The organism is Halorhodospira halophila SL1, assembly GCF_000015585.1.
In the GTDB taxonomy this organism is placed as follows: Bacteria; Pseudomonadota; Gammaproteobacteria; order Nitrococcales; family Halorhodospiraceae; genus Halorhodospira; species Halorhodospira halophila.
Map to the genome: position 1 here is coordinate 2,424,147 of NC_008789.1, position 25,458 is coordinate 2,449,604.

The following is a 25,458-nucleotide window of genomic DNA, read 5'->3' on the forward strand; positions in this document are numbered from 1 at the left end:
CGTTTAACCTCGCAACGATAAAAAAACCTACGGTCGACGGAGGAGAATCATGACCGACCAAGGCCATGCGGCATTCTACGATGCCCGTCCCTGGGAGCGCTGCTACGGTACCCCCCCCGACCAAGAGCCGATGCTGCAGGAACTGGGCACCGTGGCGGACATCGCCCGTCGGCGGGCCGAGCAGAGCCCGCACCTGCCGGCGTACACCGCCTGCCTGGAGAATGGCCTGAACGCCACCCTGGATTTTGCCACCGTCGACCGCCTGGCTGACTGCTTCGCCGCCTGGCTGATGACCGAGGCCGGGATCCGCCCCGGCGACCGGGTGGCGGTGCAGATGCCCAACGCCCTGCCCTACCCGGTCGCCGTCTTTGGCACGCTGCGTGCCGGCGCGGTCCTGGTGAACATCAACCCCCTCTTCACCCCGCGGGAGATGCAGCACCAACTGCAGGACAGTGGCGCGCGCGTCCTGGTCATCGTCGACCTGTTTGCCGACAAGCTCCCCGGCGCGCTAACCGGGACCGCCGTCGAGGAGGTGGTCCTGAGCGGGGTTGCCGACCTCTTCCCCTGGCTTAAGCGCGGCCTTGTTCACGGCGTCCTGCGCGCCAAGCGGGAGATCCCGGCCTCGCCGCAGGGCACGCGCCGGCTCGGAGCGGTGCTGGCCCGCGGCGAGCGGCTGGGCCCGCAGCCTTGGCCCGAGCGCAGTCCCGACGACCTGGCCCTGCTGCAGTACACCGGCGGCACCACCGGACTGCCCAAGGGGGCCGAGTTGCGCAACCGCAACATCCTCGCCAACCTCGAGCAGATCAAGCGGGTGGCCGGCGACGCCATCCGCCCGGGCGAGGACGTGGTGCTGACCGCGCTCCCGCTCTACCACATCTTCGCCTTCACCTTTAACTTACTCACCTTCCACCACTACGGCTGCCGGAATATCCTGTGCCCCTCACCGCGCCCGGTGGACAAGCTCCGCAAGGCCTTCGAACAGTTCCCGGTGAGCAAGTTCTCGGCGGTCAATCTGCTCTTCTACGGCCTCCTGCAGGCGGAGTGGTTCCAGAAGAACCCGCCGCAGCACCTGGACTTCGCCATCGCCGGCGGCACCGCCCTGCACCGCAGCACCGCCGAACAGTGGCAGTCGCTGCTCGGCCACACGCCCCTCGAGGGGTACGGCCTCACCGAGACCAGCCCGGTCCTGGCGGTGAACCCGCCCCACGGCGAGAACCGCCTCGGCAGCGTTGGCGTTCCGCTCCCCGGGACGGATGTGCGCATCGTCGACGATGACGACAGGCCCGTCCCCCAAGGTCAGACCGGCGAGATCGTCGGCCGCGGCCCCCAGGTCTTCGAGGGCTACTGGCAGCGCCCCGAGGAGAATCGCCAGACGCTGCGCGGCGGCTGGTTCCACACCGGCGACATCGGCTACATGGACCCCGATGGCTACATCTACATCGTCGACCGCAAGAAGGACATGATCGACGTCTCCGGCTTCAACGTGTACCCCAACGAGGTCGAAGAGGCGCTGGCCGAGCACCCGGCCGTGGCCGAGGTCGCCGTGGTGGGCGCACCGCGCGGAGAGGCCGGGCAGGCGGTGATCGCCTTCGTGGTCACCCCCGAACAGCAGGAACTCGCCGAGTCGGAGCTGCTCGACTTCGCCCGACAGCAGTTGACCCATTACAAGGTCCCCCGCCGGGTGGTATTCCGCGACGCGTTGCCCAAATCGGCGGTGGGCAAGCTGCTGCGACGGGATCTGCGCGAGGAGGCTCGGGCCATCGTCGAGGCGAGCGGGGCGTAACCGGCGTATCGGGACAGACCAGGCGGGCGTGGTATCCTGACGCGATCGTTCTCCCCGACGAGCAAGCCTGTAGAGGATCCATGGCTGGACACAGCAAGTGGGCCAACATCAAACGCCACAAGTGGGCGCAGGACGCCAAGCGGTCCAAGATCTTCACCAAGCATATCCGCGAGATCACCGTCGCGGCACGCCTCGGCGGCCCCGACCCGGAGATGAACGCCCGGCTCCGGCTGGCCCTGGACCGCGCCTTTGCGGTGAACCTTCCCAAGGACCGCGCCGACGCCGCCATCAAGAAAGGCGCCGGCCTGGAGGAGGCGGAGGCCTACGAGGAGATCCGCTACGAGGGCTACGGCCCCGGCGGCTCGGCGATCATGGTCGACTGCATGACCGACAACCGCAACCGCACCGTCTCCGAGGTGCGCCACGCCTTCAGCAAGCATGGCGGCAAGATGGGCACCGACAACTCGGTGGCGTATCTCTTCCAGGAGCGCGGGGTGCTGGTCTTCGCCCCGGGCACCGACAGCGACCAGGTGCTGGAAGTCGCCCTGGAGGCCGGCGCCGACGATCTGGTCGAGAACGATGACGGGTCGCTGGAGGTCCTGACCACGCCAGAGGCCTACCGCGGTGTGCGGGATGCGCTGACCGAGGCCGGCCTGGAGCCCGAGCAGGCGGATGTCACCCAGCGCCCGGACCTCACCGTCCAGATCGAGGGCGACAACGCCGTCAGCACCGCCCGGCTGATCGAGCGCCTGGAGGACCTGGACGACGTGCAGCACGTCTACACCAACGCCGACCTGCCGGCGGAGGCCTACGAAGAAGGCTAGGCGATGACCCGCATCCTCGGCATCGACCCCGGCTCGCGGGTCACCGGCTACGGCATCGTCGACGACGGCCGACCCACCCGCCTGGTGACCGAGGGGACGCTGCGCCTGCCGCGGCAGGCCGGACTGGCCGAGCGCCTGGGGCGGATCTTCGACGGCCTGGCCGAGCTGATCGCCGAGCACCGCCCCCAAGAGGTCGCCCTCGAGCAGGTCTTCGTCCACCGCAACGCCGACACCGCCCTGAAGCTCGGCCACGCCCGCGGCGCTGCCCTGACGGCCTGCGTCCAGGCAGGCCTGCCGGTGGCCGAGTACGCCCCGGCGCGGATCAAGCAGGCGATTGCCGGCAGCGGTCGCGCCGACAAGACCCAGGTGGGCTACATGGTCCGGGCCCTGCTGCGCCTGCGCACCAGCCCGGCCGAGGACGCCGCCGACGCCCTGGCCGCCGCCCTGTGCCACGCCCATCACCGCAGCGCCCCCCTCACCGCGGCCACGACCGGAGCCCGCCGATGATCGCCCGGCTGCGCGGCACACTGCTGGAGAAGCGCCCGCCCACACTGGTGGTCGAGGCGAACGGGCTCGGCTATGAGGTCGAGGCGCCGCTATCCACCATCGAGGCCCTGCCGGAGACCGGCCGGGAGGTTATCCTGCATACCCACCTCAGCGTCCGCGAGGACGGACAGACGCTGTTCGGCTTCCGCACCCGCGCCGAACGGGACCTGTTCCGGCGGCTGATCCGCGTCTCCGGCGTCGGGCCGAAGCTGGGTCTGGCCCTGCTCTCCGGCGTGGACGGCGAAGAGCTGGTGCGCTGCGTCCGTGACGACGACCCCAAGCGGCTCACCCAGGTCCCGGGGATCGGCCGCAAGACCGCCGAACGACTCATCGTCGAGCTGCGTGATCGGCTAGACGGGGTGGGCGGCGGGTCCACGGCCGCGCCCGCTGCGGGCGCGGACCACCCCACCGGGGAGAACGACCCGGTGAGCGAGGCCATCGAGGGCCTGGTCGCCCTGGGCTACAAGCCGCCCGAGGCGGCGCGCATGGCCCGCAACGCGGCAGAGCCGGAGCTCGGCTGCGAGGCGATCATCCGGCGTGCGCTGCAGCGCGCCGTGCCGCGAGGGGGGTGAGCATGAGCGACGAATACGGACCGCCCGAGCGCATCATCGACGCCGCCGGCACCGGTGACGAAGCGGCACTGGAGCGCGCCCTGCGCCCGGTGAGCCTGGATGAGTACGTCGGCCAGACCGGGGTGCGTGAACAGCTGGAGATCTTCATCCGCGCCGCCCGCGGACGCGACGAGCCGCTGGACCATACCCTGCTCTTCGGCCCACCGGGGCTGGGCAAGACCACGCTGGCGAACATCATCGCCACTGAGATGGGCGCCAGCCTGCGCCAGAGTTCCGGCCCGGTGCTGGATCGCCCCGGCGACCTGGCGGCGATCCTGACCAACCTGGAACCCGGCGATGTGCTATTCATCGACGAGATCCATCGACTCTCGTCCGTGGTCGAGGAGGTCCTCTACCCGGCCATGGAGGATTTCCGGATCGACATCGTCATCGGGGAGGGGCCCGCTGCGCGCTCGATCAAACTCGACCTGCCACCGTTCACCCTGGTCGGTGCCACCACCCGGGCCGGTCTGCTGACCTCACCGCTGCGCGACCGCTTCGGCATCGTACAGCGGCTCGCCTACTACCCGGTGGACGAACTGACCCGCATCGTCCAGCGCTCCGCCGGCCGGCTCGGGGTCAGCACCGAGGCGCACGGCGCTGCCGAGATCGCCCGACGAGCCCGGGGCACCCCCCGGGTGGCCAACCGCCTGCTCCGCCGGGTGCGAGACTTCGCCGAGGTGCGAGCAGACGGACGGATCACCGAGCAGGTGGCCGCCGACGCCATGGAACTCCTCGACGTGGATCGCAACGGCCTCGACGAGCAGGACCGACGCCTCCTCGAGGCAGTGGTGCACAAGTTCGGTGGCGGGCCGGTGGGCCTGGACAACCTGGCGACGGCCATCGGCGAGGAACGCGGCACCCTGGAGGACGTGGTCGAGCCGTACCTGATCCAGGAGGGGTATCTGATGCGCACCCCGCGGGGCCGCGTCGCCACCGAGCACGCCTACACCCTGCTCGGCGTGCCGGGGCAGGCCGCGGGCTCCGGCGATCTGTTCGGATAGCGGCTCGGGCCGGGCAGCGGATACCCACCTCTTGGGATTTCAGTGGAACTTGTTTCTGTAACTAGCTGTCGTTACATTCGATCCTCCGGCTCTGCCAGCGCGAACGACAACCATGACCGCCGACGTCTCCGTCCTACGCCTTATCCTCGACGCCAGCCTGCTGGTGCAGGCCGTGATGCTGTCCCTGATCCTCGCCTCGGTCACCTCGTGGGCACTCATCCTCTCCAAGCGGCTGACCCTCAAGCGCGCCGAACAGACCGCCATCCGCTTCGAAGAGGAGTTCTGGGCCGGCGGCAACCTCGCCGAGATCTATCGCCGGCTCAGTGATGAGGGCCCCGGGGAACACGCCGGCATGGAGCGCATCTTTCGCGCCGGGTTCCAGGAGTTCTCGCGCATGCGCAAGCAGAGCGGCGCCCCACCATCGGCGGTGGTCGAGGCCGCCCACCGCGCCATGCGCGTCTCCGTCAGCCGCGAGCTGGACAACGCCGAGCGCCACCTGCAGTTCCTCGCCACGGTGGGCTCGGTCAGCCCCTACGTCGGACTGTTCGGCACCGTATGGGGCATCATGAATTCGTTCCGCGCCCTGGCCGGTCAGCAGCAGGCGACGCTGGCCACGGTCGCCCCGGGCATCGCCGAAGCCCTGATCGCCACCGCCCTGGGGCTGTTCGCGGCGATCCCGGCAGTCATCGCCTATAACCATTACGCCAACCGCGCGGAGCGCCTGGCCAACCGCTACGAGACCTTCGTCGAGGAGTTCACCAGCATCCTCGAGCGGCATACCCATGCGGCCGGCGCGACGCCGGCCAGGTAGGAGGGCACGCCTTGGCACGGGTGACACCGACCGGGACACGCCGCAGCCGACGGCGGCCAATGTCGGAGATCAACGTCGTCCCGTACATCGACGTCATGCTGGTATTGCTGGTGATCTTCATGGTCACCGCACCGCTGCTCTACCACGGTGTCGACCTGGATCTGCCCGAGGTCAGCAGCTCGCCCTTGGACGAAGATGAGGCGGAGCCCCTGATCGTCAGCGTCGACGCCGAGGGCCGGGTCTATCTGAACATCGCCGACGATCCCGACGAGGCCCTGTCGCGGGAGGAGCTGCTGGAGCAGGTCGGCGGGGTCATGAGCGAGCATCCGGACCGGCGCGTACTCCTGCGCGGCGACCAGCAGGTCGCCTACGGCGAGGTCGTGGCGCTGATGGCCGAACTGCAGGCGGCCGGGGTGCCGAGCGTGGGACTGATGAGTCAGCCGCCGGAGGACACCCCGGCCCCCGACGCGGGATGAGGCCCTGCCCATGCGCTGGCTGAGAGAGCGAGCCCCGAAGCTGCCGAGCCGGCTGGCGAGCAGTCCGTCGCGTTTTGTGATCTACTCCACCCTGGGCCACGTGGCCGTGTTCACCTTGGTGGGCGCCAATTTCGCGACCTGCACCCGAACACCGGAGCCCCCCGAGTTCGAAGGCCCCATCATCGAGGCCACGACGGTCGACAGTGCCGCGGTGGAGGCCGAGATGGAACGGCGCCAGGAGCCAGAGCCCGAACCGGAGCCAGAGCCCGAGCCGGAACCCGAGCCGGAACCGGAGCCGGAGCCGGAACCCGAGCCGGAGCCCGAGCCCGAGCCAGAGCCAGAGCCCGAACCGGATCCGGAGCCGGAACCCGAGCCCGAACCGGAGCCGGAACCCGAGCCGGAACCCGAGCCCGAACCGGAGCCGGAGCCAGAGCCAGAGCCAGAGCCGGAACCGGAGCCGGAGCCAGAGCCCGAGCCCGAGCCCGAGCCCGAGCCCGAGCCCGAGCCCGAGCCGGACCCTGCCGAACAACGGGCCGAGGAGCAAGACCGACTGCGCGAGGAGATTCGCCAGCGCATGGAGGAAGAGCGCGAAGCGCAACGCCAGCAAGAACTGGAGGCGGAGCGCCAACGCCAGGAGGCGGCCCAGCAGGAGGCTGAGGAACAGCGCCGCCTGCAGGGGCAGCAACAGCGTTACACCGCGGCGATCGCCGAGGCCGTCGAGCGCAACTGGCGACGCCCCACCGGCACGCCCGAAGGCCTTGAGGCCGTGGTTCGGGTCTCGTTCTCGAGCAGCGGGGACGTGCGGCGGGTCGAGGTCGTCAGCGGCAGCGGCGATTCGGGCTTTGATCGCTCCGTCGAGCGTGCCGTGCAGGCCGCCTCGCCGGTCCCCTTCCCGGACGAGGCCGCACTGCAGGAGCGCATGCAGACCCTAACCTTCCGCTTCGCACCGGACCGGAGTTGAGCCGTGACGCGACTGAAACGAGTATGGAGCACCCTCTACCTGGCAGCCCTGCTATCGCTGCCGGCCCATGCCAGTGCCGATGACGATCTGGTGATCGACATCATCGGCGGTATCGAGGGCGCCACCCCCATCGCCATCGTGCCGTTCCAACGGGCCGAGGGGGCCGACCCGGAGACCGAACTCGCGCCGATCATCACGGCCAACCTGGCCCGTACGGGCCGCTTCGACATCCTGCCGGAGGAGGACCTGGTCGACACCCCGGGGCGCATGGAGGATGTGCGCTTCTCCACCTGGCGGGCCCAGGGGGTGGATCACCTGGTGGTGGGCGGGATCGATGACGCCGGAGACGGCCGCTACGAGGTGCGCTTCGAGGTCCTCGACGCCTTCCAGGGGCAGCGCACCGACGGCCGGCGCTACCGCGCCGAGGAGCGCCACCTGCGCACCCTCGCCCACACCATCTCCGACCGCATCTACGAGACCATCACCGACCGTGAGGGCACCTTCACCAAGCGGATCGCCTACGTGGCCGTGGAGCAGCGCGAGGACGGCGAAGGTCGCCGCCACCGACTGGTGGTGGCCGACTCCGACGGGCACCGGCCGCAGACCATCCTGACCTCCGACGAACCACTGCTCTCCCCGGCGTGGTCACCGTCGCGGGACCGGCTGGCCTACGTCTCCTTCGAGGGCCGCCGGTCGGAGGTCTTTGTCCAGGAGATTCGCACCGGCGAGCGCGAGCGGGTGGCCAGCTTCCGCGGTATCAACAGCGCACCGGCGTGGTCGCCGGACGGGGACCAACTGGCGGTGACCCTCTCCCGCGACGGCGCCGCCAACATCTACCTCATCGACGTGGCCAGCGGCGATGTCCGGCCCCTGACCGATCACTGGGCCATCGACACCGAGGCCACCTGGGGCCCGGACGGCGACTGGATCTATTTCACCTCGGACCGGGGCGGACGGCCGCAGATCTACCGCACCCCCCCGGACGGCAGCGAGACCGAACGGGTAACCTACGACGGGGCGTACAATGCCCGGCCGAGCATCTCGCCCGACGGCGAGCGCATGGCCATGGTCCACCGCCACGACGGCCAGTACTATATCGCTCTGCAGGACCTAGACACCGAGGCGGTGCAGATCATCAGCGACGGCCCGGCCGACGAGTCGCCGAGCTTCGCCCCCAACGGCGATCTGGTCATCTACACCACCGGCGACACCGAGGGGCAGCGACTGGCGACCGCCTCGGTCATCGGCGGTGCGGTGGCCCCGCTGGAGTCCACCGAAGAACCGAATACCCGCGTACGCGAACCGGCCTGGTAAACCACCTGCGAGGACGAGACACCATGATCGTCACAAGCCACCGAAGCGACATGCTCCGCCCGCTGCGCACCCTGGGGCTAGCCGCCGGCCTGGCCCTGCTGGCCGGTTGCGCCTCCTGGATCGAGGATCCCGACGCCGTGCCCGGCGAAGAGGCCGAGGACGCCGAGATCGAGACCGAAGACTTCGATCCCACCGAGGCCGAGGCCCTGGAGGATCCGGACGACGCCGAGGAGGAACGGCTGGAGCGGGCCCGCGCCGAGGGCCTGGACCCGGACGATCCACTGGATGCCGCCGTCCTCGACGAACCCGAGAGCCCCCTGGCGACCCGGCGCGTGCACTTTGCCTTCGACTCCAGCAACATCCGCGATGACGACATCCCGGTCCTCGAGGCCCACGCCGAGTTCCTCCGCGAACACCCGGATGAGCGGATGACCATCGAGGGCCATACCGACGAGCGCGGTTCTCGGGAGTACAATCTGGCCCTGGGCGAACGGCGCGCCGAAGCGGTGGAGCGGCTGCTGCGCGCCAACGGCGCCCGGTCGGACCAGCTCGAGGTGGTCAGCTACGGCGAGGAAGACCCGCTGGTCGACGAATCCAACGAGGACGCGTGGGCCGAGAACCGCCGCGCCGAGCTGCTCTACGATCGATAATGCGGTACCCCGGTATGCGAAAGATCTCCACCATCGCTGTGCTGCTCGCCCTGACCGCCCCCGCCGCGGCCGAGGATGTCGAGCAGCGGCTCGACCGCCTCGAAGGCCTGCTCGAAGGCCGCGGCCTGGCCGAACTGGTCCGCGATGTCGAGCGCATCAAGCAGGAGAACCGCGAGCTGCGCGGCGACATCGAGAGCCTGGACCGCCAGGTCCGGCGGCTGCAGGAACGCCAGCGCGAGCACTACGCCGACCTGGACGATCGACTGCGTGAACTCCAGGAGCGCGGCCCGGCACCGGGCCAGCAGGAGATCCCCATCCCCGACCTGGACGACCCGGACGCCGAAGCCGCCGACGAGGACGCCGATGCTGGGGAACTCTACCAGGCGGCCTTCCGCCAGCTCGGCGACGGCCTGTACGAAGAGGCCCGCGAGGGCTTCCGCGACGTCCTCGACACCGACGCCGACGGCGACTACGCCGCCAACGCCGTCTACTGGATCGCCGAGACCTACTACGCCGAACGCGAATTCGAGGACGCCGAGGCCTACTTCAACCGGGTCGTGGACGATTACGAGGAGAGCAACAAGGTCGCCGACGCCCAGCTGAAGCTCGGCTACATCGCCTTCGAGGAGGACCGCCTCGAAGAGGCCCGCGACCGACTCGAGGCCGTGCAGGAGGACCACCCGGACACCACCGCAGCCAACCTGGCCCAGCAGCGACTCTCGGAGATCCGCCGCCTGCTGCCCGACGACGACGAATAGCCGCCGCAGGCTTCCCTCCGCACGGCGCGTTGATTAGAATGCGCAGTTCCCGGGGCGTTAGCTCAGTTGGTAGAGCATCGGACTTTTAATCCGCTGGTCGCTGGTTCGAATCCAGCACGCCCCATAATTTCATCACGGTATGCGCTCCTGCCGCATACCGCTTGCACGCCTCGCCATACTGGACGCGGCACCCAGCGACTTCTACCATGACAGTCGGCGTTGTGGCCGCCTATACAGAGATCCGGCGCTCACCGGGAGCGCACTATCCGGGTCCGCAGGTGGTGTGACGCAGGGTCGGTCGTGGCGAGCGGCTTATCGCGCTGCGGGATCGAACAAGCGGGGATCGAAGGTGAAGGGCCGTGTGGTGGATTCAGGCAGATCACACACGGCCGGATGCGGGGGATTGAGCAACAGGTTCGACGCCTCTGCGACGATCTGCGAGCGCACACGCAGCACCGCGGCCCGAGAGATCGGCGAGTTCTTTGAGAGACAGCCCGACGGCGTGAAGCATCTCCTCCGCGGTCGCGACCGGAATCCCGGAACGGATCGGATCGACGACCTCCAGATGCGCCAAAGGATCACGGTCCTGTTGCGCTTCTAGATAGCCGAAGGGAGTCATATCGTCAGACGTGGTCATCATAGGCTCCCGCAATGTGTAGCGGAACGGCGCAGCGCGGCCATCGGGCCCCAGCTTGTGGTCGCGCACGAAGAGGTGGACATCGATACCGCGCTGGCGGTGCTCGATGAGTTCCCGGCCACGCTTGCTCTCCGGAGTCGTCTGGTTCTGGCTCTGCCAGTGGAAGGTTCGCTCGTCGATGAAGTAGTCCAGGTAGCGGTAGTCGGCACCCTTCCCCTGCTTGTTCAAAGTGACCAGCAGAATGTGGGTGCGCGAATCGGGCAACACGACATGGCCGGATTGCCAGGCGCCGGCACTGTACTCCACCCCGAACAGCTGCGGGATCTCCTGCCGCTGGAATGACTGGCCCACCGCCACCGCCAGCGGATCGAGCACAGCCCGCAGCCGAGCGAAGGTGCGCATGGCGTCGTCCGCTTCCAGGTCCGGATACTCCGGGTTGTTGGCACGGAGGATATACCGACCGTCTTCTGTCTTGCGGACGACCCGCAACAGATACTGGTCATCGCCCGCGGTGTCCTGCCGTTCGATGGCCATCGTGGTGCCGGTGATGGAACCGGCAGACGTATCGGTCACCCACTCCAAAAGCAGGTAGTCGCCGTCGCGTATCGGCTGTCTGCCGCCGTCCATGGAGTGGCCCACGGCGCGGGCGACAAAATGGCGCCCCGGGTCAAGCCGGCCTTACCACCAGCCCACGTTGATGGCCCTCGGCGCGCGTCGCACGCAATTGCTCTAATGCCTCCTACTGCTGCGGCGTGGGCTCGGGCAGCGGCAGCTCAGGATCATCGCTTCCCGGGGCAACGCTCGGGGGCGTGTCCGGCCGGCGCCGCTCGTACTCATCGACCCAGCCGTAATCCAACGCGCGGGTCCTGGAGTGCTGGAAGGTCTGCCGGAAGGCGTCGCGGATCTCCGCCAGGCGTTGCGGCCCATCACTGTCCGGGCTGCCCGCTTCGACCCAATAATTCCACTCCAGCCCTTGAGTGAGGGCCTCTTTGCTGATGTTGCTGGAACCGATGATCGCAGCCAGCAAACGCGGCAGCAGGGGGTCTTCCTCGCCCCCGCGCACCAAGCGGACCGCATCGTTGGCGGTTTTTAGCGGTTGCGCACCAGACCCCATTACCGATTGCTGCCCCTACTCAAGATCTCAATCATGTGACGGGACCGGTGTGGCGCGAGAATGGCACCCGTCCTTGGCACCCTGGGGAAGTGCTCGATCCCAGTCTACTGATACGGGATCTTCCCGCCACTCCTCCCCGTGGGATAAGGCCAGGAGACCTTGATAACGCACCCGTTCAGGGCGTAAGCCCGTCGAGTGCGTCCAGCTCCGGTGTGTCGCCGGTCAGCCGCAGGTCGTAGCGGCGTGCCAGGGCCTGAAACAGGTTGTCACTGAGGAAGGCGGGCGGGTTGGGGCCCAGGGTGATCCCGCGTACATCGAGACTGAGCAGGGTCAGCAGCACCGCCACCGCCTTCTGCTCGAACCAGCTGATTACCAGGGTCAGTGGCAGGTCATTGACGTTGCAGTCCAGCGCGCGGGCGAGCCCCAGGGCCACTTGGATGGCACCGTAGGCGTCGTTGCACTGGCCCATATCAAGCAGCCGCGGGAAGCCCAGGTGCGTCCCGAACGCCTGATCGCGGATGCGAAACTTCCCGCACCCGAGGGTGAGCACGAAGCTGTCGGCCGGGGTCGCCGCCGCGTAATCGTTGAAGTAGTTCCGGCTGCGGTGGGCGCCGTCGCAGCCGCCGATCAGGTAGAACTGGCTGATCTGGCCCTGCTGGTAGGCCTCGAGCAGCGTCTCGGCGTGCTGCAGCAGGACAGTGTGGTGGAAGCCGACGGTGGACTCCCCCTCCACGGCCTCCACGCAGGGAGCGACGCGCCGCGCAGCCTCGATCACCGGCGTGAAGTCGCCATCGGTGATGCACTGCCCGCCATGGACGGCAGTGGCGCGGGTGGTGAACAGCCGGTCCGCGTAACGGGCTGCCGGCGGCATCACGCAGTTGGTGGTGACCAGGATGGCCCCCGGGAAAGCCTTGAACTCGCGCTTCTGATCCTGCCAGGCACCGCCGTAATGGCCGGCCAGGTTGGGGTGCTGGTGCAGCGCCGGGTACATGTGCGCCGGCAGCATCTCGCCGTGGGTGTAGACCTGGATGTCGGTCCCTTCGACCTGCTGGAGCAGGTGGTGGAGATCGAGCAGGTCGTGACCGCTGACCAGGATCCCGGGGCCGGCGCGGGTGCCCTCGGACACGGTGGCCGGCTGAGGCTGACCGAACGTTTCCACATGGGCGGCGTCGAGCATCTCCATCACCCGCAGGTTCATCTGACCGCAGCGCAGGCAAAGCTCAAGCAACGAGTCGAGATCGAAGTTGACGTTCGTCATGGTGGCGAACAACGCCTCCTCCATGAACGCCGCCACCTCCGGATCGTGCCTGCCGAGCCGACGAGCGTGGTGGGCGTAGGCGGCCATCCCCTTGAGGCCGTAGAGCAGCAACTGCTGGGCGGAGTGGCAGTCCTCATCCTTACCGCAGACACCGGGGGACTGAGTGCAGGCCTCCTGGCGACGAACCTGTTCGCACTGGTCACAGAACATGGGCACCACCTTGCGTTCCGATGTACTGTACGTACACCGAATAGTGCCCAGTCGCCCCGAGCGGGTCAAGGGCCCTGCGCCACCGGCCCCGGAGGCGAGCAGCGGCGGACGCTGCAGGAGGCGAATCAGCCGTTGGAGGTGGGCAGCGGATCGTCCTGGGACAGGCGCCGGAGTTGCTGCGCGGTACCGGGATCGGCGAGCAACTCTTCCAGGGTCACGCCGTCGAGATGCTGGATGAACTGATCCCGGGCGCCGTTCAGGGCCCGTTTCAGGGAGCAGTGTCCGCACAGGGGGCAGGGGCCACGGTCGCAGTGGATCAGCTCCAGGCTGTCCTCCATAAGACGCACCACATCGCCCACGCGGATCGCGCCCGGTGCACAGCCGAGCCGCAATCCTCCGCTCCGCCCCTGGGTCGTCTGAAGATAGCCGTGGCGGGCCAGGCGATGGACCACTTTGCGCAGATGATCCTGGGAGATCCCGTAGGCCCGGGCGATCTCCCGCATGGGCACCCGCCGCTCCCCCTGCGCGCCCGCATAGAGGAGCACACGCAGGGCGTAGTCGGTGTAGTAGGTCAGCTCCATGGCTCCGGGTCCTCCATCGAACCCGGGTATTATACCGCCTGAGCCACCTCTCCGGCCCCGCCGCGCGGGCGCCGGGTCAGAAACGGGCGAGGACGCTCCGTGCCTGACGCCAGTCGGCGTCGCCCGGGGCGTTGGCCATCGCCACCCCAACGTCGTGGTCCTGGACCAGGTAGAGCACCCCCTCCAGCGTGGCGAGAAGGACCTGGTGCTCGGTCTCGGCCCGCACGATCTCCTCAAACCAGCGCTTGCGCGCCGCCGGGGCGAGCTGCGGATCGACCAGCACCACCTTGCGCGCGGCAACCAGGCCCTGGTGATTCCGCTGCAGCCGTTTGCGGGTCTCGCGCAGCAGAACCGCGACCTCCCCACGGGGATCGAGGGGCGTCCCGTAGCGGGCCTCGTCGATCCGGCGCTGGACATGCTCCGCGAAGTCGACCAACCGGGCCACTGCCCCCCGCTCGGCCGCGAGGGCGCCGGGCGAGGCGTTCAACGCCAGGATCATTTGCATACTCTGGAATTGCGCCTCGCTGGTCAGGCACGAGCACAGGGTATCGAGTTCACGGGGGGTACGGATGGCCGACATGGCAGGGTTGCTCCTTGAGTGGGATGCTGCGTTTGCGCAGTTCCCAGACTGTTAGCAGGGTCCGTGCCAGCGGGTCGCAGGCGTTGCGACACGGGCACGAAGGCCCCCCGGCCGAGGTGATGCGCGCGCGGTTTGTAAGATTCCGCGACAGGGCGCTTCCGATGCCTTGCCGGACAACCTCCTACAGCAGCCCCGTCGGGGACGGGATCGTCAAGCGTGCGTCACTTTTCTTTACAGCCGCCTCGACCCACCAATCTGCTCGCGCCTGACAGCCCCCCTGAGGCTGCGCTACATTGCAGGGTAGACGGACGGCGATGGAGGCCCCTGGTGAACAGCCCCCCGCGTTGCCACGATGTGGTGGTTGTAGGTGGCGGAATGGTGGGCGCCGCGGTGGCCGCCGACTTCGCCGGCCGCGGCTGGCGGGTGGGTGTGGTCGAGACCACCGGCCCGAAGCCCGTAGAGGCCGGCTCCCCCTACCACCTCCGGGTCTCGGCCCTGAACCTCGGCTCGGAAGGCTACCTCGACGAGCTCGGGGCTTGGCACGCCATTCGTGGCACCCGCGCCTGCCCCTACCGTCGGCTTCAGGTCTGGGACGGCGATCATGCGGGGCGTCTAACCTTCCACGCCGAAGACCTCGGCCCGGGAACCAATCACCTGGGACACATCGTCGAGAACGACCTGATCCAGGAGGCCCTCTGGTCGGTGCTGGGGCGGTCGGCGACGGTCCACCGGTACTGCCCGAACGAAACCAGCCGCCTGGAGCCAGCGCCCTTCGGGGCCACGGTACGGCTCGACGATGGCCGGCGGATCCACGGCAACCTGGTGATCGCCGCCGACGGTGCGCAATCCCGGCTGCGACAGTCGCTCGGGATCCCGGTGACGGTCCGCGACTACCGCCAGCACGCCGTGGTCGCCGAGGTGGCAACCCGACTGGGGCAGCAGGACATCACCTGGCAGCGCTTCCTGCCGGAGGGCCCCCAGGCCTTTCTTCCCCTGGTGGGAGCGCGAGCCTCCCTGGTCTGGTACACGACGCCGGACCGGGCTCGGCAGCTGGTCGAGCTGCCGAACGAGCAACTGGGAGAGAACATCGAGGCCGCGTTCCCACCCGAGCTTGGCGGGATCGAGGCCGTGGTGCAGCGAGCCAGCTTCCCGATTCGGGCCCAGCACGCCCACAGCTATCTGGCGCCGGGAGTAGTCCTGATCGGCGATGCGGCCCACACCATCCACCCGTTGGCCGGACAGGGCGTCAACCTGGGGCTGCGCGATGCGCGGGCCCTCGCCCGGCACGTGGCGGCGGCGGTCGAGGCCGGCTACCCGCCGGACGATCCGCGGGTGCTCAGCGCCTACGCCCGGGAACGCCGCCAAGACAACCAGCTCGCACAGTCGACCATGACCGGCATCCACGAACTCTTCGGGAGCCGCTGTACCCGGTTGGCTCGGTTGCGTCCCTGGGGACTGCGCCTGGCCGATCACGGCGGACCGGCCAAACGTCTGGCGCTGCGCTACGCCAGCTACGGCAGTTGGCTCGGCTGACCGGGACCGCGCCGGCGGTTACTCCGAACCGCTGACCCGCCGCAGGCGGATGCCCAGCTCACGCAACTGCGCCTCGCCCACCTCGGCCGGCGCCTCGGTGAGCATGCAGGTGGCGGTCTGGGTCTTGGGGAAGGCCATGACCTCGCGAATCGAGTCGGCCCCCGCCATGAGCATCACCAGCCGGTCCATGCCGAAGGCGATACCGCCGTGGGGCGGGCAGCCGTACTGCAGGGCGTCGAGCAGGAACCCGAACTTGGAGCGGGCCTCCTCCTCGCCGATACCCAGCACCCCGAAGACGGCCTGCTGCATGTCGGGATCGTGGATACGGATCGACCCGCCGCCGAGTTCAACGCCGTTGAGCACACAGTCGTACGCTCGCGAGACCAGGGCCTCGGCGTCCTGCTGCTGAAGCTCGGCGGGGTCCTGTACGCACGGGGCAGTAAACGGATGGTGCAGGGAGTAGAGCCGCCCGTCCTTCTCGTCGTACTCGAACATCGGGAAATCGACCACCCACAGCGGCCGCCAGGCGTCCTCGACCAGCCCCATGTCGTGGCCGATGCGCACGCGCAATGCCCCCAGGGCGTCGTTGACCACGCTGGCCCGATCGGCGCCAAAGAAGACCACGTCGCCCGCCTGGGCACCCGTGCGCTCGAGGATTCCCCGCACGGCCTCCTCGGTGAGGAACTTGACGATGGGCGACTGCAGGCCCTCGACCCCCTGAGCCGGGTCGTTGACCTTGATGTAGGCCAGGCCCTTGGCTCCGTAACGGCCGACGAAATCGGTGTAGTCGTCGATCTGCTTGCGCGTCAGCCCGCCCCCACCGGGGACACGCAGGGCCGCCACACGGCCCCGCGGATCTTGGGCCGGCGCCGAGAAGACCTTGAAATCCACCTCGCGGACCAGGTCGCCGACCTCGACCAGCTCCAGCGGGATGCGCAGGTCCGGCTTGTCCGAGCCGTACCGATCCATGGCTTCGGCGTAACGCATGCGCGGGAACGGATCCGACAGCTCGACGCCCAGAACCTGGCGGAAGAGCTGGCGCAGCATCCGCTCGGTGACCCCCATGACGGCCTCTTCGTCGACGAAGGCGGCCTCCATGTCGAGCTGGGTGAACTCCGGCTGGCGATCGGCGCGCAGGTCCTCGTCACGGAAGCAGCGCACGATCTGGTAGTAGCGGTCGAACCCGGCCATCATCAGCAACTGCTTGAACAGCTGCGGCGACTGCGGCAGCGCGAAGAAACGGCCGGGGTGGGTGCGGCTGGGCACCAGATAGTCGCGGGCGCCCTCGGGCGTGGCCCGAGTCAGCATCGGCGTCTCGATGTCGAGGAACCCCTCGTCCTCCAGGTGGCGGCGGATGGCCGAACTCACCCGGGCGCGCAGCTGCAGGCGCTGCTGCATCTCGGGGCGACGCAGATCCACGTAGCGGTGACGCAGGCGCACGTCCTCGCCCACCTGCTCGTGCTCATCGAGCTGGAACGGCGGCGTCTTGGCGGTGTTGAGCACCTCGACCGCCCGGCCCAGGACCTCGACCCGCCCGGAGTGCAGATCCGGGTTTTCGGTACCCTCCGGCCGGTGCCGCACCCGACCGGTGATGCGCAGGACGTACTCGTTCCGCGCGCGGTCGGCGGCGGCGAACGCCTCTTCGGTGTCCGGATCGACCACCACCTGCACCAGACCGGCCCGATCGCGCAGGTCGATGAAGATGATGCCGCCGTGATCGCGCCGCCGGTGCACCCAGCCGCACAGAGTGACTTCGGTATCCAGGTGGGATTCGCAGATCTCGCCGCAGTAGTGACTACGCATGGTTGATTCCGGATTGGGTAGGTGGGGCCAAAGGGTGGCAATGGTAAGCACGCCCCCGGGGGGGCGCAAGCGAGGACCCGATCACGGCAGCGGCTACTCACCCCTCCTTGAGGTCGAGCCCGATGAGCACCTTCTCGCGCTCGGAGAGATCGCCGACAACACGCCGAACCGGCGGCGGCAGCTTCTTGATCACCACCGGGGTCGCCAGGATGCGCTCGTCCTCGGCCAGCTGCGGGCGCTCGAGGATGTCGATGACCTCGAGCTGACACTGCGCGTCATCGCCGTAGGCCTCCTCGATGATCCGCTCCAGATTGCGGATGGCACGCTCGGCCGCCGGGGTCCGCCCGGCGATGTAGAGCCGCAGGACCAGCTCGCTCACGACCCGTCTCCCGTATCGGCAGTGTTGACCACGTGTACCCCGTCGCTGGAGAGGTAGTACTCCTGAATCCGGTCCGAGGTCGGCAGGCCGCGAGCCTTGACCACGTTCAACAAGCGCCGCAGCTTGCCGTCCCGCTCGTCGCGACGCAACTTGATCCACACATCCACGATGGAAGAGACGTCCATCGTACTGAAGCCGTCACTGTAGTCAGGCAACAGCTCCGTCGCCACGACCGTCACGCCCTCGCGCTTGAGCATATAGAATAACCGCAGGAGCATCTCCTTGCCCTGACGATCTTTCTGGCGATCGCTCATGGCGCTCGCCGGGTCCAGGATCACCACCGCTGGGAGCTTCTCCTTCACCGCGCGCATCACCCGCAGCAGGTGCTCCTCCCAGCCCAGCTCCACGGCCAGCAACGGCTCCAGCACCAGCCGGCCGCTTTCGATATGCGGGGCCAGATCCACGCCCACGCTGCGCTGGTTGCGCAGCAGCTCGTCGGTGGCCTCTTCGAAGCTGAGGTAGAGCACCCTGTCACCGGCCTCGCAGGCGGCACCGGCGAACGTCGCTGCAAAGCTCGTCTTGCCAGTACCCGACTGCCCGGAGATCATGACCGCTGAGCCGCGGTAGGGTCCGCCCCCGCCGAGCATCGCGTCGAGCCCCGCGACCCCGGTACGATGCCGCTCGGCGGAGGGGTAGGCCTCGAGCCGGGTTCCGGTAATCGGCGCCAGGAACACCCCCTCGCCGTCGAGCAGGAACGGGAACTCGTTGGTGCCGTGACTGCCACCCCGGCGCTTGAGGATGCGCAGCAGACGCGTCATGCGCCGATCGCACATCTCCTGACGCAGGAGGATCACGCAGTCGGCGATGTAATCCTCCAGCCCAAAGCGCTCGCTGAAGCCAGAGTGTTCGCCGGAGGTGATCAGGGTGGTGGCATCGCGCTCGCGGATCCAGTCGAAGACCCGCGTCAGCTCGGCGCGCAGACTGCTGCCCGGCGCGAAGCTCTCGTCCATGCCGTCGATGGCGTCGACCACGAGGCGCTTGGCACCGAGGGCGTCCAGGGCGTGACCGATGCGCGCGAGCAGCGCGGTCAGCTCGATCTCCTCGCCGGAGACCAGCTCGGAGCGATCCGGGCGCATATCGAGGATGCGACCGCGTCCAGCGGCCAGGTGCTCCGCCAGGGGGAACCCCAAGGCTTCGGCATGGCGGGTCAGTGCCGCGGGCGACTCGTCGAAGGTGGCCAGAACCGACGGCTCTCCCTGCTCGAGCCCGTGGCAGAAGAAGGTCAGCGCGATGGCTGTCTTCCCGGCACCGGGGCCACCACGCAGCAGGGTGGGCTGCCCCTCGGGCAACCCTCCGTCGAGGATGAAATCCAGCCCCTCGATCCCTGTGGGTGCGGTCTGTGCGCCGCGCCGCCGGGCGCCGATCGCCGCTGAGCTATTGCCTTGTGCCATGCCGTACTCCGTGATGACCCACCAGGCAGAGTGCCAAAAAGCGCCGACAGGTCCAAGGCCGGCCACGCGGGGTGTCAGCTTGAGGCGGATCCGCTGGAACTGGCCACCGCCCCCTGGGACTGACTGCCACTGCTCGACGAGCTGCTGGCCGACGACGCCCCCTGATCCTTGCTCTTCTCACCACCGCCCTTGTTGCCGCTGTTGTTGCCACCCTCGGCGACATTCTTGCGTTGACCGGATTTGAAGTCGGTCTCGTACCAGCCGCCGCCCTTGAGGCGGAAGGCCGCTGCAGAGACCAGCCGCTTGAGCGATGCCTGGCCGCACTCGGGGCAATCGGTCAGTGGCCCGTCCGATACGGACTGGATGGCCTCAAGACGGTGACCGCAACCACAGCACTCGTACTCGTAAATCGGCATCGATCCTCTCCCTCTATCAACCACCCTCGTCGGACGGCCTATCTATGGGGGCCACCAACCAGGAAAACAAGCCCGGCCCGCTCACCGGCAGAAAGGCCAGAACTGGTACCAGCGCCAGCACTGCAGATCGTCTTCGCACCCGGCCAGCTGCTCCTCGTAACGGCGGGCCCGGGCCTCGACGTTACGGACGACCCGCTGCAGGGTCGGCTTCTGGCGGTAGCTACCCTGGCGATACCCGCCGTGCCCCTCGTGGTAGGCCAGGTAGAGCCGTCGCGGGTCGTCCAGGTCGACCCCGACCCGCTCCCGGGTGCGCTGGTTGTACCAGCCAATGAAGTCCAGGGCGTCGCGCATCCGGGTGCGGTGGGCGTCCCAGTGGCCGGCGTCCTCCCGGTACTCGCCCCAGACCGGATCCTGCGCCTGGGCGTAACCGTAGGCGGAACTCGGGCGACGCCACGGGATGAACCCGAGCAGACGCCGCCGCGGCGGGCGAGCGTCGGCGATGAACGACGACTCCTGATGGACAAAGGCCATCTGGATGGGAATCGGCGTACCCCAGCGTTCCTCGGAGCGCCGGGCGTGATCATACCACTCCGGGTTCTCCTCGAAGACGACGCAGATGTCGTTGATATCCGATGGTTGCGGGCGATGGGCACACCCGGCCAACACCAGCAGCACCGCAACCCCAAGGATCCGCAGGATTCGCCCTGGCGCCATGCCCGCCTCGCGCGACCGATCTTCAGGAAGGCGACAGGATACCCGATGTGGAGCTCGGCGCGCGCAGGCTTTAGCCTGTCGGGCCATGGACGATACGCACACTGCTCCCCGCCCCACCGTGCTGATCACCGGCTGCTCCAGCGGCATCGGCGCCGCCGCGGCACAGCACATGGCCCGGCGCGGCTGGCGGGTCTTTCCGACGGCACGCCGGCACGAGGACGTGGACCGGCTCCGTGAGGCCGGCTGGGATGACGCCCTGGCGCTGGACCTGACCGACAGCACCTCGATTGCCAGCGCGGTCCACGAGGTGGCGACGCGCACCGGCGGGCGCCTCGACGCGCTGTTCAACAACGGCGCCTACGGCCAACCGGGAGCGGTGGAGGACCTCTCCCGGGCGACCCTGCGCGAGCAACTCGAGACGAACCTGCTGGGCACCCACGAACTGACCACGCAGGTGCTGCCACTCATGCGCAGCCAGGGCCACGGGCGCATCGTGCAGAACAGCTCGGTGCTCGGCTTCATCGCCCTGCCCTACCGGGGCGCCTACGTCTGCTCGAAGTTCGCCCTGGAGGGGCTCACCGACACGCTCCGCCAGGAACTGGTCGGCAGCGGCATCCACGTCAGCCTGATTCAGCCCGGGCCGATCGCCAGCCGTTTTCGCGACAACGCCCACCGCGCCTTCCGCGCTCGCATCGACGCCGAGCACAGCGCCCACGCCCCCACCTACCAGGCCGTCGAACAGCGCCTGGCGGGCGCCGGCGCCTCGACGCCGTTCACCCTGGAGGCCGGGGCGGTGGCGGCCAAGCTGGCCCACGCCCTGGAGCATCCGCGCCCCAAGGCCCGCTACCACGTCACCGTGCCCACCCATCTGTTCGCGGCCCTCAAACGCCTCCTGCCCACCCGGTGGTTGGACCGGGTCTTGCTGGCGGCCACGGCCTCGGAACGCCGCCCCGGCTAATCCGACACGACTGTGCCCGGAGGGCCTCCTCCGGGCACAGTCCGGCACCGCTCGGGCGTGACCGCGGGCGGCGGTCGGCTCTCAGACCACCTCGCCCTCGATCACCGGCTCGCCGCGTTCGAAGCGGAACTCGCCGTCCTGCACGTCGACACGGATGCGATCGCCCTGCCCGAAGTTGCCCTGCAACATCTCCCGGGCCAGCGGGTTCTCCACCTCGTGCTGCAGGACCCGCTTGAGCGGGCGGGCACCGTAGACCGGGTCGAAGCCCGCTTCACCGATCCGGTCCAGGGCCACCTCACTGAGCTCCAGGGCCATGTCGCGCTCGGCCAGCCGCTCACTGAGATAGCGGACCTGGATGCTGGTAATGGCCCGGATCTGCTCCCGGGACAGCGGCCGGAAGACCACCACCTCGTCGATGCGGTTGATGAACTCGGGGCGGAACTGGGTCCCGACGATGTCCATCACCGAGCTCTTCATCCGCTGGTAGCTCTCCTCTTCCTCACCGGCCATGGTCTGGATGACCTCGGAGCCGAGGTTCGAGGTCATGACGATGACCGTGTTGCGGAAGTCCACGGTACGGCCGTGGCTGTCGGTCAGGCGGCCGTCGTCGAGCACCTGCAGCAGGACGTTGAACACGTCTGCGTGGGCCTTCTCCACCTCGTCGAGGAGGATCACCGAGTACGGCTTGCGCCGCACATGCTCGGTCAGGTAGCCGCCCTCCTCATAGCCGACGTACCCCGGGGGGGCGCCGATCAGCCGGGCCACGGAGTGCTTCTCCATGAACTCGGACATGTCGATGCGCACCATGGCCTCTTGGGTATCGAAGAGGAATTCAGCCAGCGCCTTGCACAGCTCGGTCTTGCCCACGCCGGTCGGACCGAGGAAGAGGAACGAGCCGTTGGGCCGATTCGGATCCGACAGCCCGGCCCGGGAGCGACGGATGGCGTTGGCCACTGCGCCGATGGCCTCGTCCTGACCAACCACTCGCTCGTGCAGCGCCTCTTCCATGCGCAGGAGCTTGTCCCGTTCGCCCTCGAGCATCTTGGAGACCGGGATGCCGGTCCACTTGGAGACCACCTCGGCGACTTCCTCCTCGGTAACCCGGTTCCGCAGCAGCTTCATGTCGTACATGTCCGCCTGGGCGGCCATGTCCAGCTGCCGCTCCAGCTCGGGGATGCGGCCGTACTGGAGTTCGGACATGCGCTGCAGGTCACCGGCCCGACGGGCGGTCTCGACCTCCTGGCGGGCGCGCTCGAGCTCCTCCTTGATCGATTGCGTGCCCTCGACGGCCGCCTTCTCGGAGTTCCAGATCTCCTCGAGGCTCTGGTACTCCTGCTCCAGCTCGCTGATCTCATCCTCGAGGGTCGCCAGCCGCTTCCGGGAGGCGTCGTCGTTTTCGTTCTTGAGTGCCTCACGCTCGATCTTCAGCTGGATCAGTCGGCGCTCAAGCCGATCCATGGACTCCGGCTTGGAGTCGATCTCCATCCGGATCCGCGACGCCGCCTCGTCGACCAGATCGATGGCCTTGTCCGGCAGGTTGCGGTCCGTGATGTAACGGTGCGACAGCGTCGCCGCCGAGACGATGGCCGGGTCGGTGATCTCGACGCCGTGGTGAACCTCGTAACGCTCCTTGAGCCCGCGCAGGATGGCCACCGTATCCTCGACGCTGGGCTCATCCACCAGCACCGTCTGGAAGCGGCGCTCCAGGGCGGCGTCCTTCTCGATGTTCTCCCGGTACTCGTTGAGGGTGGTCGCACCGATGCAGTGGAGCTCGCCCCGGGCCAGGGCCGGCTTGAGCATATTGCCGGCGTCCATGGCGCCCTCGGCCTTGCCGGCACCGACGATGGTATGGAGCTCGTCGATGAAGAGGATGATCTGCCCCTCCTGCTGGCCGAGCTCCTTGAGCAGCGCCTTGAGGCGCTCCTCGAAATCGCCGCGGTACTTGGCCCCGGCGAGCAGTGCGCCCAGATCGAGGGAGAGGACGCGCTTGTTCTTGAGGCCCTCCGGCACCTCGGCGTTGACGATGCGCTGGGCCAGGCCCTCGACGATGGCCGTCTTGCCGGTACCCGGCTCGCCGATGAGCACCGGGTTGTTCTTGGTCCGGCGCTGAAGGACCTGCACCGTGCGCCGGATCTCGTCGTCGCGGCCGATCACCGGGTCGAGCTTGCCCTGCTCAGCGCGCTCGGTCAGGTCGATGGTGTACTTCTCCAGCGCCTGGCGCTGCTCCTCCGCGTTGGGATCGTCCACAGCCTGACCGCCACGCACCTGCTCGACGGCCTGCTCCACCGGCGCCTTGGCCGCGCCGGCCTGCTCGAGGATCTGCGCCAAGCGGCTCTTGCCATCCTCGAGCACGGCGAGTATGAACAGCTCACTGGAGAGGTATTGGTCCTTGCGCTTCTGCGCCAGCTTGTCGGTGAGGTTGAGCAGGCGCCCCAGCTCGTTGGAGAGGTGCACCTCCCCGCCGGTCCCCGTGACCTGCGGCATGTGCTCCAGGGCCTCCCCGAGCTGGGAGCGGAGCTTGTTGAGGTTGACCCCGGCCTGCTGGAGCAGCGGACGAACGCCGCCGCCCTCCTGATCGAGCATGGCCATCATCAGGTGAACCGGCTCGATGAACTGGTGGTCACGGCCCACCGCCAGGCTCTGCGCCTCGGCGATGGCCATCTGGAATTTGGTGGTCAGCTTGTCCATCCGCATTGCTCTACCCCCTTGGCCGCATGTCGGGCCGACGATCCGGTTCACCGCACGTTGGCGATGGCTTGACCCTTGTCAGGATAGATGGGGCGGCGAGGATGGGTTTTCAATCCGTCTCAGGCAGGACCGCGACGCGGTTGCGCCCCTGGCGCTTGGCCTCGTACATGGCCAGATCGGCGGCTTTCAGAGCCTCCTCCACCGAGCCGCCCTCGAGCACGGCCACCCCGACGCTGGCACTGGTCGTGATGGTCTCGCCCTCATAGACCAGCTCCAGCGTCTCGATGCCGTTGCGAATCCGTTCGCCTAGGGTTCGGGCACCGGCCGTATCGATCCCCAGGGTGAGGATGTAGAACTCCTCGCCCCCAGAACGGACCAGCACGTCGGCACGCCGGACGGTATCGCGCAGCTGGTCAGCGACCCGCTTGAGCACCGTGTCACCGCCGAAGTGGCCCAGGCGGTCGTTGATCGACTTGAAGTGGTCGAGGTCCACCACCAGCGCCCCCAGCGGCTGCTGGGTGCGCCGCGCCGTCTCGCCCAGCTGCTCAGCGATCTCGTCGAGGTAGAGCCGGTTGTGCAACCCGGTCAGCGGATCCCGCCGGGCCCCTTCCCGGGCCTCGCGCAGCAGTTCCATGAGGTCCACGTTCTGATTGACGCGGACACTGAGCTCCTCTTCGAGGAAAGGGCGGGTCAGGAAGTCATCGGCCCCGGCCTTGAGCAGCCGCGCGGAGAGCAGCCCGGAGCCGTGACTGGAGACCCCGATGATCCCTAGCCGTTGCGTGGTGTGTCGACGGCGCAGCTCCCGGATCAGGGTGATGCCGTCCATCCCCGGCATGTTCTGGTCGCAGAGGACCAGCCGGATGGGGGTGTCGGTCTCGGCGTCGATCTGCTGCAGCGCCTGCTCGCCGTCGCCGGCCTCGTAGCAACAGAACCCCCAGCGGCCGAGGAGGTGGACCAGATAGGCCCGCGCCGAGCGGGAGTCGTCAACCACCAGCACCCCGATGTCGTGGTTGCGATGGATGCGATGCAGGGTGCGCAGCACGGAGTCAATGGCATCCGGGGCGTCCTTGAGGACGTAATCGCAGACGCCGGCGGCGACGAGCTGGTCGCGCAGGTCGTCTTCGATGGTGGCGGTCAGGACCACCGACGGGATCTGCCGCTCCACCAGGTCCCCGGCCACCTCGCCGTGGGGCGCATCCGGCAGATCCAGATCGAGCACCGCGGCACTGATGCGCTCCGCATGGGTGTGCAGCCACTCCCGAGCCGCTGCGCGGCTGCCGGCGACCAGCGCCCGCAGGCCCAGGGCGTCCTCGATGCGCCCGGCCAGCCAGCCGGCCACGGCACGGCTATCCTCCACCACCAGGACGCAATCGGCGACGCGCTGCTCCTCGACCATGC

25 protein-coding genes, 1 tRNA gene and 1 pseudogene are annotated in these 25,458 nt (G+C 68.4%); 14 read left to right on the forward strand and 13 right to left on the reverse strand.

The window, feature by feature from the left end; all coding sequences use genetic code 11:
- The first annotated feature begins 49 nt into the window (after positions 1 to 49).
- The 12 genes from HHAL_RS11160 to HHAL_RS11215 all read left to right on the forward strand — a co-directional run bounded on the left by HHAL_RS11160 (position 50) and on the right by HHAL_RS11215 (position 9,862).
- Positions 50 to 1,783, forward strand: a complete 1,734-nt coding sequence (locus HHAL_RS11160; RefSeq protein WP_011814995.1) for a long-chain-fatty-acid--CoA ligase — start codon at positions 50 to 52, stop codon at positions 1,781 to 1,783.
- An 80-nt stretch (positions 1,784 to 1,863) separates the two neighbouring features.
- The gene (locus HHAL_RS11165) at positions 1,864 to 2,607 is read left to right on the forward strand and encodes a YebC/PmpR family DNA-binding transcriptional regulator (protein WP_011814996.1); all 744 of its coding nucleotides are present in this window, start codon (positions 1,864 to 1,866) and stop codon (positions 2,605 to 2,607) included.
- 3 nt (positions 2,608 to 2,610) lie between these two features.
- Positions 2,611 to 3,114 (forward strand): crossover junction endodeoxyribonuclease RuvC, encoded by a 504-nt coding sequence (gene ruvC, locus HHAL_RS11170; RefSeq protein ID WP_011814997.1) that lies wholly within the window; start codon positions 2,611 to 2,613, stop codon positions 3,112 to 3,114.
- A complete protein-coding gene (gene ruvA / locus HHAL_RS11175) occupies positions 3,111 to 3,725 on the forward strand; it encodes a Holliday junction branch migration protein RuvA (protein ID WP_011814998.1) in 615 nt (204 codons plus the stop codon). The genes ruvC and ruvA overlap by 4 nt, the downstream gene beginning before the upstream one ends.
- 2 nt (positions 3,726 to 3,727) lie before the next feature.
- On the forward strand, positions 3,728 to 4,768 hold the full coding sequence (gene ruvB, locus HHAL_RS11180) for a Holliday junction branch migration DNA helicase RuvB (RefSeq protein ID WP_011814999.1): 1,041 nt from the start codon (positions 3,728 to 3,730) through the stop codon (positions 4,766 to 4,768).
- Positions 4,769 to 4,880: 112 nt separating this feature from the next.
- Positions 4,881 to 5,579: a protein TolQ gene (gene tolQ / locus HHAL_RS11185; protein WP_011815000.1), complete on the forward strand. Its 699-nt coding sequence runs from the start codon at positions 4,881 to 4,883 to the stop codon at positions 5,577 to 5,579.
- 59 nt (positions 5,580 to 5,638) lie between these two features.
- Entirely contained in the window at positions 5,639 to 6,055 is a 417-nt protein-coding gene (gene tolR, locus HHAL_RS11190) for a protein TolR (RefSeq protein WP_049751670.1), read from the forward strand.
- 10 nt (positions 6,056 to 6,065) lie between these two features.
- Positions 6,066 to 7,016, forward strand: a complete 951-nt coding sequence (locus HHAL_RS12780) for a TonB family protein (protein ID WP_011815002.1) — start codon at positions 6,066 to 6,068, stop codon at positions 7,014 to 7,016.
- 3 nt (positions 7,017 to 7,019) lie between these two features.
- Positions 7,020 to 8,330, forward strand: a complete 1,311-nt coding sequence (tolB, locus tag HHAL_RS11200; RefSeq protein WP_011815003.1) for a Tol-Pal system beta propeller repeat protein TolB — start codon at positions 7,020 to 7,022, stop codon at positions 8,328 to 8,330.
- A 23-nt stretch (positions 8,331 to 8,353) separates the two neighbouring features.
- Positions 8,354 to 8,980 (forward strand): peptidoglycan-associated lipoprotein Pal, encoded by a 627-nt coding sequence (pal, locus tag HHAL_RS11205; RefSeq protein ID WP_011815004.1) that lies wholly within the window; start codon positions 8,354 to 8,356, stop codon positions 8,978 to 8,980.
- A 14-nt stretch (positions 8,981 to 8,994) separates the two neighbouring features.
- Positions 8,995 to 9,738 (forward strand): tol-pal system protein YbgF, encoded by a 744-nt coding sequence (gene ybgF, locus HHAL_RS11210; RefSeq protein WP_187147861.1) that lies wholly within the window; start codon positions 8,995 to 8,997, stop codon positions 9,736 to 9,738.
- A gap of 51 nt (positions 9,739 to 9,789) precedes the next feature.
- A tRNA-Lys gene (locus HHAL_RS11215) sits at positions 9,790 to 9,862 on the forward strand.
- A gap of 255 nt (positions 9,863 to 10,117) precedes the next feature.
- Here HHAL_RS11215 and HHAL_RS11220 read toward each other — a convergent pair.
- The 6 genes and pseudogenes from HHAL_RS11220 to HHAL_RS11240 form a co-directional block, all read right to left on the reverse strand.
- A complete protein-coding gene (locus tag HHAL_RS11220) occupies positions 10,118 to 10,777 on the reverse strand; it encodes a DUF3427 domain-containing protein (protein ID WP_276569349.1) in 660 nt (219 codons plus the stop codon).
- A gap of 15 nt (positions 10,778 to 10,792) precedes the next feature.
- Positions 10,793 to 11,029 (reverse strand): annotated as a pseudogene (locus tag HHAL_RS13670) (S24 family peptidase); the annotation flags it as partial.
- An 85-nt stretch (positions 11,030 to 11,114) separates the two neighbouring features.
- Positions 11,115 to 11,489 carry a hypothetical protein gene (locus HHAL_RS11225; RefSeq protein WP_011815007.1) on the reverse strand — a complete coding sequence of 125 codons (375 nt, stop codon included), beginning with the start codon at positions 11,487 to 11,489 and terminating at the stop codon, positions 11,115 to 11,117.
- Positions 11,490 to 11,664: 175 nt separating this feature from the next.
- The gene (hcp, locus tag HHAL_RS11230; protein WP_011815008.1) at positions 11,665 to 12,957 is read right to left on the reverse strand and encodes a hydroxylamine reductase; all 1,293 of its coding nucleotides are present in this window, start codon (positions 12,955 to 12,957) and stop codon (positions 11,665 to 11,667) included.
- Positions 12,958 to 13,082: 125 nt separating this feature from the next.
- A complete protein-coding gene (locus HHAL_RS11235; protein WP_011815009.1) occupies positions 13,083 to 13,538 on the reverse strand; it encodes an RrF2 family transcriptional regulator in 456 nt (151 codons plus the stop codon).
- Positions 13,539 to 13,614: 76 nt separating this feature from the next.
- Positions 13,615 to 14,118, reverse strand: coding sequence for a hypothetical protein (locus HHAL_RS11240; RefSeq protein WP_011815010.1), 504 nt, complete (start codon positions 14,116 to 14,118; stop codon positions 13,615 to 13,617).
- A gap of 327 nt (positions 14,119 to 14,445) precedes the next feature.
- Between HHAL_RS11240 and HHAL_RS11245 the strand changes: the two genes are divergently transcribed.
- On the forward strand, positions 14,446 to 15,651 hold the full coding sequence (locus HHAL_RS11245; RefSeq protein WP_011815011.1) for a UbiH/UbiF/VisC/COQ6 family ubiquinone biosynthesis hydroxylase: 1,206 nt from the start codon (positions 14,446 to 14,448) through the stop codon (positions 15,649 to 15,651).
- A gap of 18 nt (positions 15,652 to 15,669) precedes the next feature.
- Here the strand turns inward: HHAL_RS11245 and aspS are convergent, their stop codons facing one another.
- The 5 genes from aspS to HHAL_RS11270 all read right to left on the reverse strand — a co-directional run bounded on the left by aspS (position 15,670) and on the right by HHAL_RS11270 (position 20,414).
- Entirely contained in the window at positions 15,670 to 17,454 is a 1,785-nt protein-coding gene (gene aspS, locus HHAL_RS11250; RefSeq protein WP_041595186.1) for an aspartate--tRNA ligase, read from the reverse strand.
- Positions 17,455 to 17,551: 97 nt separating this feature from the next.
- Positions 17,552 to 17,833 carry a circadian clock KaiB family protein gene (locus HHAL_RS11255; RefSeq protein ID WP_011815013.1) on the reverse strand — a complete coding sequence of 94 codons (282 nt, stop codon included), beginning with the start codon at positions 17,831 to 17,833 and terminating at the stop codon, positions 17,552 to 17,554.
- Positions 17,830 to 19,284: a circadian clock protein KaiC gene (gene kaiC, locus HHAL_RS11260; protein ID WP_011815014.1), complete on the reverse strand. Its 1,455-nt coding sequence runs from the start codon at positions 19,282 to 19,284 to the stop codon at positions 17,830 to 17,832. Before kaiC ends, HHAL_RS11255 begins: the two co-directional genes overlap by 4 nt.
- A gap of 74 nt (positions 19,285 to 19,358) precedes the next feature.
- Positions 19,359 to 19,700, reverse strand: a complete 342-nt coding sequence (locus tag HHAL_RS11265; RefSeq protein WP_011815015.1) for an FmdB family zinc ribbon protein — start codon at positions 19,698 to 19,700, stop codon at positions 19,359 to 19,361.
- Between the two features lie 81 nt (positions 19,701 to 19,781).
- Positions 19,782 to 20,414: a transglycosylase SLT domain-containing protein gene (locus HHAL_RS11270; protein ID WP_011815016.1), complete on the reverse strand. Its 633-nt coding sequence runs from the start codon at positions 20,412 to 20,414 to the stop codon at positions 19,782 to 19,784.
- 85 nt (positions 20,415 to 20,499) lie between these two features.
- Here HHAL_RS11270 and HHAL_RS11275 point away from each other — a divergent pair, with 85 nt between their 5' ends.
- Positions 20,500 to 21,372, forward strand: coding sequence for an SDR family NAD(P)-dependent oxidoreductase (locus tag HHAL_RS11275; RefSeq protein ID WP_011815017.1), 873 nt, complete (start codon positions 20,500 to 20,502; stop codon positions 21,370 to 21,372).
- Between the two features lie 81 nt (positions 21,373 to 21,453).
- Here HHAL_RS11275 and clpB read toward each other — a convergent pair whose 3' ends face one another.
- Together clpB and HHAL_RS11285 are read right to left on the reverse strand one after the other, a co-directional pair.
- The gene (clpB, locus tag HHAL_RS11280) at positions 21,454 to 24,066 is read right to left on the reverse strand and encodes an ATP-dependent chaperone ClpB (protein WP_011815018.1); all 2,613 of its coding nucleotides are present in this window, start codon (positions 24,064 to 24,066) and stop codon (positions 21,454 to 21,456) included.
- 103 nt (positions 24,067 to 24,169) lie between these two features.
- Positions 24,170 to 25,456 carry a diguanylate cyclase gene (locus HHAL_RS11285; protein WP_011815019.1) on the reverse strand — a complete coding sequence of 429 codons (1,287 nt, stop codon included), beginning with the start codon at positions 25,454 to 25,456 and terminating at the stop codon, positions 24,170 to 24,172.
- Positions 25,457 to 25,458: the final 2 nt, after the last annotated feature.